This window comes from Sphingopyxis sp. SCN 67-31 (genome assembly GCF_001725095.1).
Genome location: NZ_MEFH01000101.1, coordinates 1 through 14,156 on the forward strand (window position 1 = coordinate 1; position 14,156 = coordinate 14,156).

General features: G+C 69.7%; 19 protein-coding genes. 13 read left to right on the plus strand and 6 right to left on the minus strand.

The annotated features are described in order from the left end of the window. Positions 1–388 precede the first annotated feature (388 nt). From ABS88_RS19350 to pal, 13 genes are all read left to right on the plus strand, one after another. A complete protein-coding gene (locus ABS88_RS19350) occupies positions 389–631 on the plus strand; it encodes a DUF2312 domain-containing protein (protein ID WP_067112377.1) in 243 nt (80 codons plus the stop codon). A gap of 164 nt (positions 632–795) precedes the next feature. Beyond that, positions 796–1,113, plus strand: coding sequence for a YbjQ family protein (locus tag ABS88_RS19355; RefSeq protein WP_067112380.1), 318 nt, complete (start codon positions 796–798; stop codon positions 1,111–1,113). Between the two features lie 72 nt (positions 1,114–1,185). After that, entirely contained in the window at positions 1,186–1,932 is a 747-nt protein-coding gene (locus ABS88_RS19360) for a YebC/PmpR family DNA-binding transcriptional regulator (RefSeq protein ID WP_067112384.1), read from the plus strand. A gap of 166 nt (positions 1,933–2,098) precedes the next feature. Then, the gene (ruvC, locus tag ABS88_RS19365) at positions 2,099–2,572 is read left to right on the plus strand and encodes a crossover junction endodeoxyribonuclease RuvC (RefSeq protein ID WP_076077606.1); all 474 of its coding nucleotides are present in this window, start codon (positions 2,099–2,101) and stop codon (positions 2,570–2,572) included. Positions 2,573–2,638: 66 nt separating this feature from the next. Next, on the plus strand, positions 2,639–3,241 hold the full coding sequence (ruvA, locus tag ABS88_RS19370; protein WP_076074283.1) for a Holliday junction branch migration protein RuvA: 603 nt from the start codon (positions 2,639–2,641) through the stop codon (positions 3,239–3,241). Further along, positions 3,238–3,642 (plus strand): GFA family protein, encoded by a 405-nt coding sequence (locus tag ABS88_RS19375; RefSeq protein ID WP_104959355.1) that lies wholly within the window; start codon positions 3,238–3,240, stop codon positions 3,640–3,642. Before ruvA ends, ABS88_RS19375 begins: the two co-directional genes overlap by 4 nt. Further along, positions 3,635–4,663 carry a Holliday junction branch migration DNA helicase RuvB gene (gene ruvB / locus ABS88_RS19380; RefSeq protein ID WP_104959354.1) on the plus strand — a complete coding sequence of 343 codons (1,029 nt, stop codon included), beginning with the start codon at positions 3,635–3,637 and terminating at the stop codon, positions 4,661–4,663. The genes ABS88_RS19375 and ruvB overlap by 8 nt, the downstream gene beginning before the upstream one ends. Positions 4,664–4,762: 99 nt before the next feature. Further along, positions 4,763–5,227, plus strand: a complete 465-nt coding sequence (locus ABS88_RS19385; RefSeq protein ID WP_067112396.1) for a YbgC/FadM family acyl-CoA thioesterase — start codon at positions 4,763–4,765, stop codon at positions 5,225–5,227. Then, positions 5,221–5,919, plus strand: coding sequence for a protein TolQ (gene tolQ, locus ABS88_RS19390; protein ID WP_076074278.1), 699 nt, complete (start codon positions 5,221–5,223; stop codon positions 5,917–5,919). Before ABS88_RS19385 ends, tolQ begins: the two co-directional genes overlap by 7 nt. Beyond that, a complete protein-coding gene (tolR, locus tag ABS88_RS19395) occupies positions 5,919–6,425 on the plus strand; it encodes a protein TolR (RefSeq protein ID WP_067181655.1) in 507 nt (168 codons plus the stop codon). The genes tolQ and tolR overlap by 1 nt, the downstream gene beginning before the upstream one ends. Before the next feature lie 36 nt (positions 6,426–6,461). Continuing rightward, positions 6,462–7,259 (plus strand): cell envelope integrity protein TolA, encoded by a 798-nt coding sequence (tolA, locus tag ABS88_RS19400; protein ID WP_243469480.1) that lies wholly within the window; start codon positions 6,462–6,464, stop codon positions 7,257–7,259. Positions 7,260–7,265: 6 nt separating this feature from the next. Further along, a complete protein-coding gene (gene tolB / locus ABS88_RS19405; protein WP_067181652.1) occupies positions 7,266–8,639 on the plus strand; it encodes a Tol-Pal system beta propeller repeat protein TolB in 1,374 nt (457 codons plus the stop codon). 105 nt (positions 8,640–8,744) lie between these two features. Continuing rightward, the gene (pal, locus tag ABS88_RS19410) at positions 8,745–9,257 is read left to right on the plus strand and encodes a peptidoglycan-associated lipoprotein Pal (protein WP_199775057.1); all 513 of its coding nucleotides are present in this window, start codon (positions 8,745–8,747) and stop codon (positions 9,255–9,257) included. Here the strand turns inward: pal and ABS88_RS19415 are convergent. The 6 genes from ABS88_RS19415 to gspJ all read right to left on the minus strand — a co-directional run. Beyond that, positions 9,244–9,987: a prepilin peptidase gene (locus ABS88_RS19415; protein WP_076074271.1), complete on the minus strand. Its 744-nt coding sequence runs from the start codon at positions 9,985–9,987 to the stop codon at positions 9,244–9,246. The two genes, pal and ABS88_RS19415, sit on opposite strands and share 14 nt — an antisense overlap. Before the next feature lie 6 nt (positions 9,988–9,993). Further along, complete coding sequence (gene gspN, locus ABS88_RS19420; protein ID WP_076074269.1) at positions 9,994–10,713, minus strand: type II secretion system protein N; 720 nt, start codon at positions 10,711–10,713, stop codon at positions 9,994–9,996. After that, the gene (gene gspM, locus ABS88_RS19425; RefSeq protein ID WP_234002569.1) at positions 10,710–11,180 is read right to left on the minus strand and encodes a type II secretion system protein GspM; all 471 of its coding nucleotides are present in this window, start codon (positions 11,178–11,180) and stop codon (positions 10,710–10,712) included. Before gspM ends, gspN begins: the two co-directional genes overlap by 4 nt. Before the next feature lie 8 nt (positions 11,181–11,188). Beyond that, positions 11,189–12,346 (minus strand): type II secretion system protein GspL, encoded by a 1,158-nt coding sequence (gspL, locus tag ABS88_RS19430; protein ID WP_076074264.1) that lies wholly within the window; start codon positions 12,344–12,346, stop codon positions 11,189–11,191. Position 12,347: 1 nt separating this feature from the next. Further along, positions 12,348–13,352 carry a type II secretion system minor pseudopilin GspK gene (gene gspK, locus ABS88_RS19435; protein ID WP_076074263.1) on the minus strand — a complete coding sequence of 335 codons (1,005 nt, stop codon included), beginning with the start codon at positions 13,350–13,352 and terminating at the stop codon, positions 12,348–12,350. Further along, positions 13,349–14,156, minus strand: an 808-nt coding sequence (gspJ, locus tag ABS88_RS19440) for a type II secretion system minor pseudopilin GspJ (protein WP_286750319.1), incomplete at its 5' end; no start/stop codon positions are given. The genes gspJ and gspK, both read right to left, overlap by 4 nt.

Consider the following 14,156-nt stretch of genomic DNA (forward strand, 5'->3'; position numbering starts at 1 on the left):
CGAGGCAGCGCTGTGCCATCTGGACCCCGGCTTTCGCCGGGGAACGCTCACCTGTCGGAAGGGGATAATTGCGAACTTGTTTCAGAGCCTGCCCCGGACCCGATCCGGGGGTCCATGGTCTGCGCTCGAATGAAAGGCGGCACAAAAGGGAAGGTCCGGTCATGGATGCTGAAACGAGTTCAGCATGACGAACGGATGAGGCAGCGTGCCGAAATCCGAATCCCCGCAGACCATAGAGCGGCGGATCCGATTACATCGGATCGCTCCGGATTCCTGTTCTTCCGCATTTTCTGAATCGTCAGGTGATTCCACCTGACTGGAAAATGCTCTAGGGGAGCCGCCGAGGCGATTCTCGCCGCCCCATCCAACCCATCCAGCGGAGCATGACATGAGCGAAGCCACCACTGCCGACCAACAACTGCGCCTTTTCATCGAGCGCGTCGAGCGGCTGGAGGAAGAGAAGAAAGGCATCGCCGACGATATCCGCGACGTCTATCTCGAAGCGAAATCGCAGGGTTACGACCCCAAGATCATGCGCCAGATCGTCCGTCTGCGCAAAATGCCGGTGCACGACCGCAAGGAGATGGAAGCCATCCTCGACGTCTATAAATCGGCGCTCGGGATCGACTGAGGACGGCCCATATCACTCTCTCCCGTTCGCCCTGAGCTTGTCGAAGCCTGTCCTGAGCGCCTGCAAGGCAGTCGAAGGGGGCCGTTCTTTTCTTTAAGCATGGAAAACAAGGACGGGGCTTCGACAAGCTCAGCCCGAACGGATTTGATGGAGGGTTCATGGTTATGTTCAGCACCACCACCAACACAGTCGAGGGCCGTCCGGTCCGCGAATATCTGGGCATCGTCACCGGCGAGGTGATCGTCGGCGCAAACATCTTCCGCGACCTGTTCGCCAGCATCACCGACATCGTCGGCGGCCGCTCGGGCAAATATGAGGACGTCCTCGCCCGCGCGCGCAAGGAAGCGCTGGGCGAGATGGAGGCCGAAGCGGCGAAGCTCGGCGGCAATGCGGTGGTCGGCGTCGACATCGACTATGAAGTGCTCGGCCAGAACGGGTCGATGCTGATGGTGTCGGCGAGCGGGACCGCGGTCGTCCTCTGACGCGGCGGTTGTCTCGAAAAGCCGTTCACGCTAGGGGCGACGCCACATTTTCCATATCGATGGAGGTAGGCTGTGGCCGGCCATAGCAAATTCAAGAACATCATGTATCGCAAGGGCGCGCAGGACAAGAAGCGCAGCGCCCTCTTCTCCAAGCTCGCGCGCGAAATCACCGTCGCGGCGAAGATGGGCCTGCCCGACCCCGACGCCAACGCCCGCCTGCGCGCCGCGGTCAACGCGGCCAAGGCGCAGTCGATGCCCAAGGACAATATCCAGCGCGCGATCGACAAGGCATCGGGCGGCGACGGCGAGAATTACGAGGAAATCCGCTACGAAGGCTATGGCCCCGGCGGCGTCTCGCTGATCGTCGAGGCGCTGACCGACAACCGCAACCGCACCGCGACCAACGTCCGCACCGCCTTCAGCAAGAACGGCGGCAACCTCGGCACCAGCGGCAGCGTCAGCCACGGTTTCGACCGGCTCGGCCAGATCACCTATCCGGCAAGCGCGGGCGACGCCGACACGGTGTTCGAAGCCGCGCTCGACGCCGGCGCCGACGATGTCGAGTCGTCCGAGGACGGCCACGAAATCTGGACCAGCGTCGACGCCCTGCACGAGGTCGCCAAGGCGATCGAGGCGAAGCTGGGCGAGGCCGAGAGCGTGAAGCTCGCGTGGCGCCCGACGATCAGGAGCGAGATCGCCGACGAGGCGACCGCGCAGACGCTGTTCAGGCTGATCGATACGCTCGACGACGACGACGACGTGCAGACCGTCTGGGGCAATTACGAGATTCCCGACGCGGTGCTGGAGAAACTGGGGTGATCGTTCCCTCTCCCCTTGGGGGAGAGGGATGCGGAGACTTGCGGGCTTTGCCCGCTAGTCGCAGCTGGGTGAGGGCATGCCTCCGCCGCACTCCCTCACCAAGTCCGGCTAGCCAGACAAGCTGGCAAGCCTCCCTATCCTCTCCCCCAAGGGGAGAGGAATGTCGGTGATCATCCTCGGCCTCGATCCGTCGCTCAGTTGCACCGGCTGGGGCGTCATCCGCGTCGAAGGCAGCCGGATCAGCCATGTCGCCAACGGGCAGGTCAAGACCGACGCCAGGGCCGCCCTGCCCGACCGCCTCGCACATCTCGACACCGCGCTCGCGGCGGTGATCGCCGATCACGCACCTGCCCAGGCCGCGGTCGAGGAGGTGTTCGTCAACGACAATCCGCAATCGACGCTGAAGCTCGCGCACGCACGCGGCGTCGCGCTGCTCGCCTGCGCGCGCGGCGGCCTGCCGGTAGCGGAATATGCGCCGCGGCTCGTCAAGAAGGCGATCGTCGGCACCGGCGGCGCGGCGAAGGAACAGGTGCAGGCGATGCTGCGCGTGCTGCTCCCCGGCGCGAAGGTCGCGGGCGCCGACGCGGCCGATGCGCTGGCGGTGGCGATCTGCCATGCCAACCACCGGCCGCGCGTTTGATGGTTTCACGCCCACGCCCACAGCATAGATGTTCCCTTTTCATTCCCGTCGCGCTAGGCACGGGACATGATCGCGAAACTCACCGGAAAACTGGACAGCAGCGGCGCGGGCCATGCGGTGATCGACGTCGGCGGCGTCGGCTGGCTGGTCGAGGCGTCGGCACGCACGTTGGACGCGCTCGGCCCGGTCGGCGGCGACGTGACCGTCCACACCGAAATGCTGGTCGGCGAGGATTTCCTGCGCCTGCTGGGCTTCGCGCGCGCCGAGGAACGCGACTGGTTCCGCCTGCTGACCAGCGTCCAGGGCGTCGGTGCCAAGGTCGCGCTCGCGATCCTGTCGGCGCTGGAAATCGGCGACCTGCAACGCGCGCTCGCCACCGGCGACAGCGCAATGGTCGCGCGCGCCAACGGCGTCGGGCCGAAGCTCGCGCAGCGCATCACGCATGAACTGAAGGACAAGGCGGGGGCGCTCGGCGGGATCGCCGGGGGTTCGAATCCCACCCTGTCCGCCACATCCGGCCCGCTCGGCGACGCCGTCGCCGCGCTCACTGGCCTCGGCTTCAAGCCGGGCGAGGCGAGCACCGCGGTCGCGGCGGCCAGCGAGGAACTGGGAGCAGGCGCCTCGCTCGACGCGCTGGTGCGGACCGCGCTCAAGAAGGCGGCGAAATGACCGAAGTGGTCCGCCACGCCGCCTGCCGCTGCGGCCAGCTCCGCATCACCTGCACCGGCGAGCCGGTGCGCGTGTCGGTATGCCATTGCCGCAACTGCAAGGCGCGCAGCGGCAGCGCCTTTGCCGCGCAGGCCCGCTTCCCCGCCGACCGCGTCCGCACCGAGGGCGAGGCGAAGATGTGGCAGCAGGCGGGCGACAGCGGCAACGTCGCCGACTTCTTCTTCTGCGGCGAATGCGGCTCCACCCTTTGGTTCCGCAACCGCCCGGATCCGGACACCTGCGCCGTGTCCCTCGGCAATTTCGAGCCGGGCCACGGGTTCGAATTGCAATATTCGGTTTACGAAGAGCGGATGGAGCCTTGGGTTTCGATCATCGGCGAGACAATAGAGCGTTATGACTGAGCCGGCCCTCACCACCCCCACGCGCACCCCCGAGGACGCCGACGCCGCGCTGCGGCCCAGGTCGCTCGCCGAGTTCGTCGGGCAGGCGGCGGCGCGCGAGAATCTGCGCATCTTCATCGAGGCGGCGAAGGCGCGGTCGGATGCGCTCGACCATGTGCTCTTCTTCGGGCCGCCGGGGCTGGGCAAGACGACGCTGGCGCAGATCGTCGCGCGCGAGCTCGGCGTCGGCTTCCGCTCCACCTCCGGCCCGGTGATCGCGAAGGCGGGCGACCTCGCGGCGCTGCTCACCAATCTGGAGGACGGCGACGTCCTGTTCATCGACGAGATCCACCGGCTCGCGCCCGCGGTCGAGGAAATCCTCTATCCGGCGATGGAGGACCGCGCGCTCGACATCATGATCGGCGAAGGGCCGTCGGCGCGGTCGGTACGGATCGACCTGCCGAAATTCACGCTGGTCGGCGCGACGACGCGGCAGGGCCTGCTGACGACGCCGCTGCGCGACCGCTTCGGCATCCCGGTGCGGCTCAATTTCTACACGCATGCCGAACTCGAACAGGTGATCGGCCGCGCCGCACGGCTGCTCGGTCTCGGCATCGCGTCCGACGGCGCGCTCGAGATCGCGAAGCGTTCGCGCGGGACGCCGCGCATCGCCGGGCGGCTGCTGCGCCGGGTGCGCGATTTCGCCGCCGTCGCCGGTGCGCCGACGGTCGACGCGAAGGTGGCGGACGCCGCGCTCAACCGGCTGGAGGTCGATGCGCTGGGGCTCGACGCAATGGACCGCCGCTATCTGACGATGATCGCCGACATCTATCGCGGCGGGCCGGTGGGGGCCGACACGCTCGCGGCGGGCCTGTCCGAGCCGCGCGACACGATCGAGGACGTCATCGAGCCCTATCTGCTCCAGATCGGGTTGATCGCCCGCACCGCGCGCGGACGGATGCTCAACGCCAGCGCGTGGAAGCATCTGGGGCTCAACCCGCCCGCCGGGACGCAGGACGGGCTGTTCGACCAGGGAAAATAGGGGGCCGAACCGCCGCTTTCCCCATCAAATGCCGCGGACCTGCGACGAATTGCGAAACGGGGGTTTGCGACGAGTCGAGCACCCGCTATCGGTCTGTCGATGGTCGATGTTCCGCCACCCTTCATCCCCGGCGCTTTCGTGGGGGCCGCGCATCATTATCGCGTGCGCGTCTATTTCGAGGACACCGACCTGAGCGGCATCGTCTATCACGCCAATTACCTGCGCTATATGGAGCGCGCGCGATCGGACATGCTGCGTATCGCCGGCATCGACCAGCGCGCGGCGATGGAGGGCGGCGAAGGCACATGGGCGGTCACCGACCTTGCCATCCGATATCGCCGCCCCGCGAAGCTCGACGACGACCTGCTCGTCGTCAGCACGGTCGAGGCGGTGCGCGGCGCCAGCGTCGTCATCGCGCAGCGCATCCTTCGCGGTCCGGACGAGTTAACCAACGGACACGTCACCGCCGCCTTCCTGTCGCCCGAGGGCCGGCCGCGCCGCCAGCCCGCGGGCTGGGCCGACCGCTTCACCGCCATCATGAATGGAGAGACCATCCCTTGCTAGACAATATCAAGCTGGCCGCCGACGCGGCGACATTGTCCCCCGTGGCGCTGTTCCTGCAGGCCGACATCATAGTCAAGGCGGTGATGATCGGCCTGCTCGCCGCATCCGTCTATGTCTGGGCGGTGATCATCGGCCACGGCCGCAGCGTCGGCAAGATGATGCGCGCCTCCGAACGCTTCGAGCGCGATTTCTGGCGCGCGGGCAACATCGACAAATTCTATGACGAAAACGGCCGCGAGGAACTGCCGAGCGCCAAGGTGCTGTCAGCTGGGATCAGCGAGTGGCGTCGTTCGACCGCGGGCAAGACCGTCGACCGCGAAGGCACGCGCGAACGGCTGGGCGTCGCGATGAACGCGTCGGTCGAGGGTGAGGTCGACCGGCTGGCCGAGAAGATCGGCCCGCTCGCCACCATCGGGGCGGTCGCGCCGTTCGTCGGGCTGTTCGGCACCGTCTGGGGCATCATGCGCAGTTTCACCGCGATCGCGGCCGAGAACAACAGCAGCCTCGCCGTCGTCGCGCCCGGCATCGCCGAGGCGCTGTTCGCGACCGCGATCGGCCTGTTCGCGGCGATTCCGGCGGTGATTGCCTACAACGCCTTCTCGCAGCGGCTGAACCGGCTCGAATCGCGGCTCGGCCGCTTCGCCGACGGGCTGCACGCAACCTTCAGCCGCGAACTGGAGGTCGAGGGCTGATGGCGATGAGCGGCCCTTCGGGTGGCGCCGGCGGCCGGCGGCGCGGACGCGGCGGACGCCGCGCGCCGATGTCGGAGATCAACGTCACCCCGCTCGTCGACGTGATGCTGGTGCTGCTGATCATCTTCATGATCACCGCGCCGCTGCTCGCCTCCGCGGTGCCGATCGACCTGCCCGAAAGCCGGGCGAAGCCGGTCGAGACCGAGGAGCAGGAGCCGGTGCAGCTGTCGATCGGCGCCGACGACACCATCTATATCGGCGACCAGGCGGTGGCCGAGGCCGACCTGCCCGCGCGGCTGGAGGTCATCGCACGCGAGGATCGCAGCAAGGAACGCCCCCGCCAGATCATGCTGCGCGCCGACAAGGGGCTCGATTATGGCCGGGTGATGCGCGTGATGGGCGAGCTCAACCGCGCCGGCCTGTCGCGCATCGCGCTGGTCACGACCGGATCGTCGGACGCCGCACCCGCCGCGACGGTCACCGACGGTTCAGACAGCGGGCAATAGGCACGAGGCATGGCTGCGGCACAGGCACCAAGGGGCATGGAAAGGCACGGCATCGCCATCGCGGTGGCGCTGCACCTGCTCGTCATCGGCCTGCTGTCGATCCAGTGGACCGCGGGCGACCGGCGCTTCGACAATCCGCCGATGGAGGTCGATCTGATCGCGGAGACGGCGCCGCAATCGACCGCGCCGGTGATCGCCGAAACCCCGCCCGCCGCGCGGCTGGGCGAAGAGGATGCGACCGACATCGCCGCCCCGCCCGAGCCGGTGCCCGCGCCGCCGGAACCCGAACCGATCGTTCGCCCAACGCCCGCACCAGCGCCCAAGCAGGTGGCGAAGCCCGTTCCGGCGCCACCGAAGAAGGCGCCCCCCGCCGCCGAGAAACCGAAACCCAAGCCCGCGCCCAAGGCACCGCCGAAGAAACAGACCAGCGGCCCGACCGGGCGCCTCGACGGCATCGTCGACGGGCTTGCCAAGTCGCAGCCCAAGGCGCCGGCGAGCAAGGGCGCGCCCGCCGCGGCGACCGCGGCCGAGGTGCGCCGGTCGATCGACGTCAGCATCAAGTCGGCGGTCGCGCCGCGCTGGAACGGCTGCCGCGTGTCGGGGGTCGACGTCGACCAGCTCAAGACGGTGGTCAAGTTCCGGCTGACCGAATCGGGCGCGCTCGCGGGTTTCACCAGCGTCACCACGACCGGCGAGAACGACAGCAACAAGTTCCAGGTCCAGCGGCACCAGGAATGCGCGAAACGCGCCGTCGAACTCGCCGCCCCCTTCGACCTGCCGACCGAAAATTACAGCTTCTGGCAGAATTACACGCTCGATTTCATCAAAAGGTAGAGAGAGATGTCCTTTCGCACCACGCTTTCGCTCGCCCTGCTGCTCACCGCCGCGCCGATCGCCGCGCAGGCGCAGGATGCGAGCGCCCCCACCGCGCCCGCCGTCACCCAGACCGAACCGCGCGAGACGATCGAGGGCCAGCTTTCGCAGGAGCGCACGGTGATCGCGGTGCCCGCCTTCGCGACGCCCGCGGTGACGACGGTCGCCGGGCTGCGCACCGACAATCTGGGCCGCGACATCGCGAAGGTGATCGCCGACGACCTCGAGCGTAGCGGCCTTTATGCGCCGCTCGGCCCCGGCAGCGTCCGCGCGATCGGCATGGCAGAGGTCACCGCACCGCGCTTCGCCGACTGGAAGGCGCGAAATGCCGAGAATGTCGTGCACGGCTTCGTGCGCGCGACCGGCACCGGCGGCTTCGTCGTCGGCTGCTATCTCTACGACACCGAACTCGGCAGCGAGCTGGTGCGGCAGGGGTTCGAGATCCAGCCCGCCGACTGGCGCCGCGCCGCGCATAAATGCGCCGACGCCATCTATTCGCGCCTGTCGGGCGAATCGCCCTTCTTCGACAGCCGTGTCGCCTACATTGCCGAGAGCGGTCCGAAGGGGAACCGCATCAAGCGGCTCGCGATCATGGATTCGGACGGCGGCAACCACCGCTTCATCACCAACGGCCAGGCGCTCGCGATCAGCCCGCGCTTCTCGCCCGATTACAAGAAGATCGTCTATGTCAGCTATCTGAACAACCGCGTCCGCGTCTTCATCTACGATGTCGCGGCGGGGACGCAGAAGCTGGTGACCGAAAGCGGTAACGCGACCTTCGCCCCGCGCTGGTCGCCCGACGGCAGGCAGATCCTCTATTCGATGGCGGTCGGCGGCAATACCGACATCTATCGCGTCTCGGCCGAGGGCGGCACGCCGGTGCGGCTGACCACGACGCCGGGCATCGACGTCGGCGGCAGCTTTTCGCCCGACGGCAAGAAGATCGTGTTCGAAAGCGACCGGTCGGGCAGCCAGCAGCTCTACACGATGAACATCGACGGATCGAACCAGCAGCGGATCAGCTTCGGCGGCGGGCGCTACGCCACCCCCGAATGGTCGCCGCGCGGCGACCTGATCGCCTTCACCCGCATGGGCGGCGGCGAATTCCGCATCGGCGTGATGACCCCGACCGGCGGCGGCGTCCGCATGTTGACCAACAGCTGGCAGGACGAGGCGCCGACCTGGTCGCCGAACGGGCGCGTCATCCAGTTCTTCCGCACCACGGCGGGCCGCGAAGGCAAGTCGACGCTGTGGCAGGTCGACCTGACCGGCGTGAACCTGCGCCGCCTGCCGACGCCGCAGGACGGATCGGACCCGAGCTGGGGGCCGATCCTGCCCTGATCCAATCGGAACCAAAGCGGGGGGCTGGGGTTGCATTATCGCGTGCAACATGGGTTAATCCCTCGCGAAACGACGACGGACCACAACAACAAGAGGACAGAAGACATGACGATACGCAAAAGCACCGCGATGATCGCGGCGATCACCATGCTTGCTGTCGGCGCCTGCTCGCCGAAGCCGCCGAAGGAACTCCCCCCCGCGCCCGAAGGCACCGGAACCGACACCGGCACCAATACCGGCACCGGCGTCGTCCCCGGATCGCAGGAAGATTTCGTCGCCAGCGTCACCTCCGACCGCATCTTCTTCGGCTTCGACCAGTATAATGTCGATGCCGAGGATCAGGCGACGCTGCAGAGCCAGGCGCAGTGGCTCCAGCGCAACCCGGCGGTGCGCGTGACGCTGGAAGGCCATGCCGACGAGCGCGGCACCCGCGACTACAACATCGCGCTGGGCGAGCGCCGCGCCAATGCCGCGAAGAATTATCTCGCCTCGCTGGGTGTCGATCCGTCGCGCATCCAGGTCATCAGCTATGGCAAGGAGCGCCCGGCGGCGCTCGGGTCGAACGAGGAAGCCTGGGCGCAGAACCGCCGCGCGGTGACGGTGGTCATCGGCCGCTGAGCCAGAGCCACAGCGGCACCGCGGCGAAGGCCGCGATGCACGCGAACAGACCGAAGGGGACCCGCCGAAACGCCAGCGGCCGGTCCCCTTTTCCTTGCGTCGCCAGCGTCCAGACCAACCCGGACAGGCTGGCGAGAAGCAGCATCAGCGGCAGCGCCTGCCAGCCGATCCAGCAGCCGATCGCCGCGACCAGCTTGGGATCGCCGCCGCCCATCCCTTCGCCGCCGCGCAGGCGGCGATAGCTCCAGCCGAGCAGCGCCAGCGCGAGCCCGCCGGCCAGCGCGCCGATCCAGCGGTCGAGCAGGCTCGTCCCCAGCATCGGCCCGGCAAAGAGCAGACCGACCGCGGCGAGCACGGCGTTCAGCCTGTCGGGAAGCCAGAGATGCCGCGCATCGAGCAGCGCGAGCGGCAGCAGCAGCCAGCCGAACGCCGCCCAGAGCCATCCGACCGGTCCGGGCACTATCGCCAGCGCAACAACACCGATCGTCGCGGCGCCGAGTTCGACGCGGGCGTGAAAGGGATCGATCGCCGCGCCACAATATCGGCACCGCCCGCGCTGCGCCAGCGCCGACAGCAGCGGCACCAGGTCGCGAACACCGAGCGTCTGCCCGCACGCATCGCAACACGACCGCCCGCGCACCGATCGCCCGGCGGGCCAGCGCAGCACCAGCGTCGCGATGAAGCTGCCCCAGATCAGCCCGATCGCCGCGGCAAGGATGATGTCGGCCACCGATCCTCAGAACCGGCCGCTGGTCGCGAGCCGGAACCCGTCCGGTCCGGGCTTGAATCCCAGCGCGCCGAGCGCCGCCGCCATCGCCGGGTCGCGATCGACATTGATCGCGAACGCCGCGCGATACGCGCCGCTGCCGTCGAACGACAGCGTCAGCCGCTCCATCCCCGACTGGCTCGACAGCGCCGCCTGCGCGCGGCCGTCCGCGCAGGTGAGCGGGCCCGACAGGCCACGCGACAGGTCGAGGCCGGCGATGGGGGCCGCGACCGACAGTTGCAATCGTCCTCCCGCTTCGACGCAGCGGCCATCGGCTCCGAAGCGGACGGTCGCGCCCTCGAAGCGCAGCGTATCGACGGGAATCGCGCCCAGTCCGCCCGACACGCTCGTCACGCCGTCGACCCCCGACAGCCCGCGCGGATCGCTGCCGTGGAGCCGCCCCGCCAGCGCGCCGAGCCGTTCGTCGCTGCGCGAAAAGGCGAGTTCGATCCGTCCCGTCAGCAACGCGAGCGGCGACAGGCTGGCGCGCACCGTGCCGAGCGGCAGGACGCCGAGCCGCGCGTCGATCAGCGTCCCCGACCAGATCGACCCGCGCACCTCACGCGCCGCGATCCCGGCATCATCCGCCCCCGCCAGTCCCAGCGCGAGCCGCAGCGGAAAGGTCGCACCGATCAGCAACAGCGCGAACAGCACCGCCGCCGCGATCCAGCGCCTGCGTCCACCGGTCACCGGCCGCCCTTTCTGAGGTCGGCGGTCATGCCGACGGTGCCGTCGGCGGCGGGGGTGATGCTGAGTTGATCGATCACGAACCCCTGCGCCTCGAGCGCGGCGAGCCAGTCGATCAGCACGGGGGCCTTCGCCGTGGCGATCGCGATCGTCGCCTGCCGCGCCCCGCGCGCCTCGTTGCGATCGAGCGTCAGGCCGATCTCGCCCGCCGACTGCGCCAGATACTGGTCGATCGATGCCGCATCGACCGCCGCCGCGACCGATGAGGCCGGGCGCCGCGAAAGCAGCCGCACCTTGGCCGCGACGCGCCCTTCGCGCTCGACCGCAGCGCGATGCGCGGTGTCCAGATCGACGAACGCGGCATAGGCGGGCCGCGCGAGCGCCCACAGCAGCACCGCAAACGCCAGCACGACGGCGATGCCGACCAGCCAGCGCTCGCGCTGCGTCAACCCCGCCCACCAGTTTTGCACGCTTTCTCTCATGGCACCGCCCGGATCGTCACATTGGCCATCTGCTGCCCGTCGGTGCCCGCCATCGGCTGCGCGGTGATGCGATAGCCGCGAGCCTGGAGCGCGAGGAGGACCTGGTTGACGTCGTCGATACGCGGCGCGGCGAGCGTCGTCGTCAGCGTGCCGTCGGTGCGGTGGGCCAGCGTGCGCAGCGTCACCCCCGGAACATCGCGCATCGCGTCGTAGAGCGCGGAGGCGGGCACCGAAAAGGCCAGCGGGCCGCCCCCCGCCCCGGCGAGGCGCCGGTCGATCTCCGCCTCCGCGGCCGAGGCGTCGGGCGCGGCGATCCCCGCCTGCTTCGCCGCCGCGACGGCCGCAGCATCGGCGCGCCTTGTGTCGGACGCCAGCCGGACGGCGTGCACGACCGGAATCGCCACGCTGACGAGAAGCAGCGCGAGCAGCCCCCGCCCGGCGAGACGCAAGAGCCCCGGATCGACCGCCCAGCGGCGCTTCGGCTTCCACGCCCCGCTGAGCAGGTCGAGCGCGGGCGCGGCGAGCGACAGCAGCAGCGCCTGTTGCATCCGGCCTGCATCGAGCGGCGCGATCGTTCGCCCGGCGGCGATCAGCGGGTCGATCTCCGGATCGGAAGCATAGGCGCGGTCGGGCGTGCGGATGATCCGTTCGCCGCCGACTTCGGCGAGCCAGAGCGCGTCGGCCTCGGGCGGCGGGACCAGCGCCGCGGCGGGCAGGATCGCGGCGGGCGCCAGCCCTTGCGCTTCGAGCCAGCCGGTCCACACCCGCATCGCGGCATGGGTGGTGGTCGCCACCGGCACCACCTGCCCCGCCTCGACCGGTTCGCCGGCGACGATGTGCAGCGCCGCTGCATCGCCCAGACTGTCGCGCAGCGCGTCGATCCGGGCGGCCGCGGCGGCCTGCGCCGGCGCCGCGTCGGAATAGGAGAGCCAGCGAAGCGGCGCATCGGCGGCGGGCGCGAGCGCGATCAGCCGGTCGTCTTCGCCCGCCTCTCCCCTATGCTCCCCGCTCCGTTCCCACGCGTCGACCCAGCCTTCGTCCTGCCCCGAATCGACGATCACGCCGTCGTCGACCCGCAGCCAGGCCGGAGGCGACGCCGATCGGTCGCCAAGCGCCGCGATGCGCGGCAGCCAGAGGAGCAGCGTGCGCGCCATCTCAGTCGCTCTCGCCCCAGTCGCGGCGCACGATCGCCGGCGGGACCGCCCCCGCCACGGGTGCGCCGCCGTGGGCATCGATAAGCGCATTGGCCGTCAGCACCCCATCCCCCATCGTCACCTGCGTCCGCAGCATCAGCCAGCGGCTGCCGACGCCCACCTGCGCGGCGGCATCCTGCGGCGGGTCGATCCGCGCGAGCGACGGCGCATTCCAGAATCGCTCGCTGCTGCCATAGCCGTCGGCGGGGCGTGCCGCCAGCGCCGCCCGCACGTCCGCGACCCCGATCTGGCCGGGGACCAGCATCGCGACCAGCGGCGCCTGTTCGGGCCGCAGCGTGTTGACGTTGATCTTCACCGGCTCGGCGACCGGTAGCGCGCATATCCACGGCCGCAGCCGTGCATAGAGCTTTGGCGTGACCCCGCGCACGGCGCGCAACTCGCTGCTGTCCGCCATCTTGCGGTTGGCGGCGAGGTAGGGCGTCGGCATCGCGCGATAGGCGCCGTCCTCGGCGCCGAGCGGCGCTTCGTTGGCGTCGCTGTCGATCCAGTCGGCGGTCGCGGCGGCGACCGCCTGCGCTTCGCCGCGATCGATGCCGAGCAGCGCCATCAGCTCCGCGAACTGCGCGACAGCGCCGGGCCGCTGGCTGAGCCGGCCCGGCATCGTCTCAGCCGCGAGGCTGTTGAGGTTGAAACAATTGGCGGCATCGGTGAGCCGCGCCGTTCCCGCGCCGCCGGGCAGCGGCAGATCGAAATCGCGGCCGAGCCAACCGCCCGCAAGCGTCAGCTTCGCCGGGTCACGCGCCACGAGGTCGGCGACGCGGCGCAGCGCGATCTGTTCGGCGGCGAAGGCATAGGCGCGCCCCTGATCGACCGTGGCGGCGCTGCCCGCGATGCGCGTCGCCAGCGTCAGCCGATCGAGCGCGGTCGCGGCGATCACCGCCATCACCGCGACGAGCAGCAGCACGCTGAGCAGCGCGGCGCCGCGTTCCTCCCGGCGCCGCTTCATGGCGCGATCTCCGCCGGAACCGGCGGCGGCGGCATGGTCGGCGCGACCAGAAAGGCCATGGTCAGCGGGGCGCGGCCGGTGCGGGTCAGCCGCACCTCGACCGCGCGCGGCAGGCGGTCGCCGGGCTCCGACGTCCAGCTTTCCGACCAGGCTCCGTCGTCGCCGCGATAGCGGATCGTGAGGCCCGTCACGTCGCCCACCAGCCGGTCGCCTTCGGGAAGCGCCGCGCCGTCTAGCATCGGCTGAACGGCGCGGCGCCACTCGCCGCCGACCAGCGCATAGCCGACGCGCTCGACCGAAGGCCGCGGCGCGCCGTCGTGGGCGGCCGCCCCGGCGTGGACGAAGGCGAAGCCGGTCGCCGATCCGAGGAAGGCGGGCACCGCCTCCCCTGCCGGGCCGCGCGTCGAGCGCTGCACCGCCTGCGCAAGATCGTTCGCCATCACCGCGCGCAGCCGGTTGGTCCCGCTCATCGCCTGGAGCCGCGCCTGCACCGCATCCTGCGTATCGACGCTGCTGCGGAGCAGGCCGACCCCGATCGCCGCGATCGCAGCGAAAAGCGACAGCGCGACGAGCATTTCGACGAGGGTGAAGCCGCGCTGCCCGTCAGGGTGGCGCGGCCCCGCGACGGTGCGGGGCCAGAGCGTGAACCCGCAAGGTCGAGTGTCGGCGCCCTGGGTCCCCGCCTTCGCGGGGACACACGGGGGGATTAGAGCGGCGTGCCATAAACCCGCAACACTCCCATATCCGTTCGTGTCGAGCGCAGTCGAGACACCTGTCAGCGCGGCGCAAGGCCGATGGGTGTCT

What these genes read in the sequence shown, in the direction of transcription:
- tolB (WP_067181652.1), top strand. Translation starts at nt 7,266, where the DNA reads ATGTCCTTTCGCACCACGCTTTCGCTCGCCCTGCTGCTCACCGCCGCG.
- pal (WP_199775057.1), top strand. Translation starts at nt 8,745, where the DNA reads ATGACGATACGCAAAAGCACCGCGATGATCGCGGCGATCACCATGCTT.
- gspL (WP_076074264.1), bottom strand. Translation starts at nt 12,346, where the DNA reads ATGGCGCGCACGCTGCTCCTCTGGCTGCCGCGCATCGCGGCGCTTGGC.
- ruvB (WP_104959354.1), top strand. Translation starts at nt 3,635, where the DNA reads ATGACTGAGCCGGCCCTCACCACCCCCACGCGCACCCCCGAGGACGCC.
- ABS88_RS19350 (WP_067112377.1), top strand. Translation starts at nt 389, where the DNA reads ATGAGCGAAGCCACCACTGCCGACCAACAACTGCGCCTTTTCATCGAG.
- ABS88_RS19385 (WP_067112396.1), top strand. Translation starts at nt 4,763, where the DNA reads ATGGTCGATGTTCCGCCACCCTTCATCCCCGGCGCTTTCGTGGGGGCC.
- tolA (WP_243469480.1), top strand. Translation starts at nt 6,462, where the DNA reads ATGGAAAGGCACGGCATCGCCATCGCGGTGGCGCTGCACCTGCTCGTC.
- ruvA (WP_076074283.1), top strand. Translation starts at nt 2,639, where the DNA reads ATGATCGCGAAACTCACCGGAAAACTGGACAGCAGCGGCGCGGGCCAT.
- ABS88_RS19355 (WP_067112380.1), top strand. Translation starts at nt 796, where the DNA reads ATGTTCAGCACCACCACCAACACAGTCGAGGGCCGTCCGGTCCGCGAA.
- ABS88_RS19375 (WP_104959355.1), top strand. Translation starts at nt 3,238, where the DNA reads ATGACCGAAGTGGTCCGCCACGCCGCCTGCCGCTGCGGCCAGCTCCGC.
- tolR (WP_067181655.1), top strand. Translation starts at nt 5,919, where the DNA reads ATGGCGATGAGCGGCCCTTCGGGTGGCGCCGGCGGCCGGCGGCGCGGA.
- gspK (WP_076074263.1), bottom strand. Translation starts at nt 13,352, where the DNA reads ATGAAGCGGCGCCGGGAGGAACGCGGCGCCGCGCTGCTCAGCGTGCTG.